Origin of the sequence: Endozoicomonas sp. SESOKO2 (assembly GCF_024606245.1) — a bacterium.
Taxonomy (GTDB): Bacteria; Pseudomonadota; Gammaproteobacteria; order Pseudomonadales; family Endozoicomonadaceae; genus Endozoicomonas_A.
This window is the reverse complement of sequence record NZ_JAHHPQ010000154.1, coordinates 1-2,163: the sequence shown is the minus strand read 5'-3', so window position 1 is coordinate 2,163 and position 2,163 is coordinate 1. Positions and strand designations below refer to the sequence as shown.

1 protein-coding gene is annotated in these 2,163 nt (G+C 38.0%); it reads right to left on the bottom strand.

Annotation, left to right across the window (positions count from 1 at the left end):
* On the bottom strand, positions 1-2,163 hold a 2,163-nt coding region (locus tag KDK17_RS03745; protein WP_257287379.1), incomplete at both ends, for a hypothetical protein.

Below are 2,163 nucleotides of genomic sequence, written 5' to 3'. Positions count from 1 at the left end.
CCTTAGACGCCTCCTCAATCGTGGCTTCGTACAAAGCATTTTCGATTGGAGCAAAAGTGAACTCGTTCGCGATGATGGCTTCAGGCAAACCATCATTGAGCCTGTGACCGGACTCGATCAACCTATCTTCGAGTAAGGCTTTGACGAACTCCTCTCTGCTTTTGGCATCGTCTGGATCCTCTTCGCTTGAGATATCGCCTGGATCCTCTTCATTTGTGATATCGAATAACGGATTTTCGAATCCGGTATCGCTACGTGGATCTTCGGGTCTGGCATGGGTAAACTCATTGCTGGGGGCGAGGGAGGTCAACCCGAACTTGGCCTCGAATAGAACGGTAAGCCCGTCAGGCTTGAGGGTAAAAACAACACGGTTGAGTTCAGCATAGGGCGCCTCTTTTGAAGTTGAAGGCCTGTCAGGATCACCACCGGTAGTTTGCTGAGAATCGCCTGCTGACACAGACCCTCGAATCGCAATAGCAGAATTTGCACGAATTCCTTTTTGGGCCAACTTTTTCAAAACTTCAGGTACAACATAATATTTATGGCTAGTATCCACTTCGCCCGCAGAACCTGAAATATCTTGTGCAGAATTATCAAAAGAGAAGGCTATGGATTGTACGGTGGTATTCTCGGGGATGGCCATTCTTAGAATCGATGATAGATTTTCCACTATGTCCTGAGAATAGAGATAAGCATGAGTATTCAAATTGGCGTCAAAGAAAAGAAGACTTCCAGTAATGATTACTTTAGTGTCTTCACCAATATTTCTGAGCGGTATTCCTACCATTGTTTCAAGTTTATTTTTCCCCGTCATATCAATATTAAAAACGTTGTACAAAGTGCTGGTTCTTTCGGTGCGGTACATCTCATAAAGCTTGAGACACCTTAAAAAAGAACGCTCCATTTCGTGATTATCAGACAAATGAATCATTATTAATTTTTTGTATTTTTGCTTACGCACTAACCCATCAGAATAATTTCCATAAGATTTTCTGTTAAAGAAGAGAACATTTGCTGAGAATTCATCAGTTGGATTGATTGTAGGCCTATTCGTTGTTTGAATTTTTCTTAACCTTTCAAAAGCATCATAACCTAATGTAGCGATAACATGATAGTCAACCTCCTCGCTACCATACGAATGGTACATCATTGTAACTTTATAGAATTCATTGTTAGAGATATTTATTTTGTTTTCATTATAGAATTGACGTAAAGCTTCCTTCAGCTTTAGCATGGGTTCTTCTGTGGTTATTGCTGATTTTTTTAACTTCTCTACAGTCTCATGAATAAAAAGGGTTTCATCAAGCATTACTTTGATTACTGGGTTTTTTATGCGAGATGCGAACATTAATGGCTGTATTGAGTCATCAAGAGCTACAGAAACAATATTGTCTTCAAAATCTATTCTTTTACTTAAAAATATTTTATTTGTTGTATATCTTGTTATTTCATATCCATCTAGACTATGGAATATTTCACTAATATCGCTTTCTGAAATGATATCTTTAATTAGACTGCTTTCTTTTTCCGGCAGGGATTCATCGAATGTCTTAAAGTAAGTGGCAGGATCTGAAACAATTCCATCTGCGAACATTTTTTCGAAAAGAGCGCGTATTTTGGTACTTTCGAGCAGATATTGCTTCCAAGGGCTCACTCCCTTTCCTGATATAGGGTCTAGCGAACTGCTCCTCTTTAGGAAGGGCTTGCTATCCAGTTTTGGCAGTAGTCCTTTATCAATATATATCCCTCCAAGCTTGTATTGATTATACAGACCTATGAATCTTTCGATTATCAAAGTGCTAGTAACGCTTAAAAAGCGCCTGATATAAGAACCTGATTCTATATCAATATTCCACAATGTGTTAACGGTAACATTAGCAATGGATTTTTGGATTTGATCCAGCATTCTTTTGGTTTTATTCCACTGGTTGCTAAACTCCTGCTTTACATAATCTGAAAAACTAGATTTCATTATATCCAATTTTTTTATATCAGCATCTTTTCCCATAAAATCATCAATTTTTTTCCAGATGCTATTTTTAAACTGTGTAATATCAGCAGGGTAATCTTCTTCAATAGTTTGTTTTTTTCTCTCAGAAGACAGCAGTGAATATAAAATCTTTCGGTATATTAAACCTTCGGGAGCCCATACATGGATTTTAT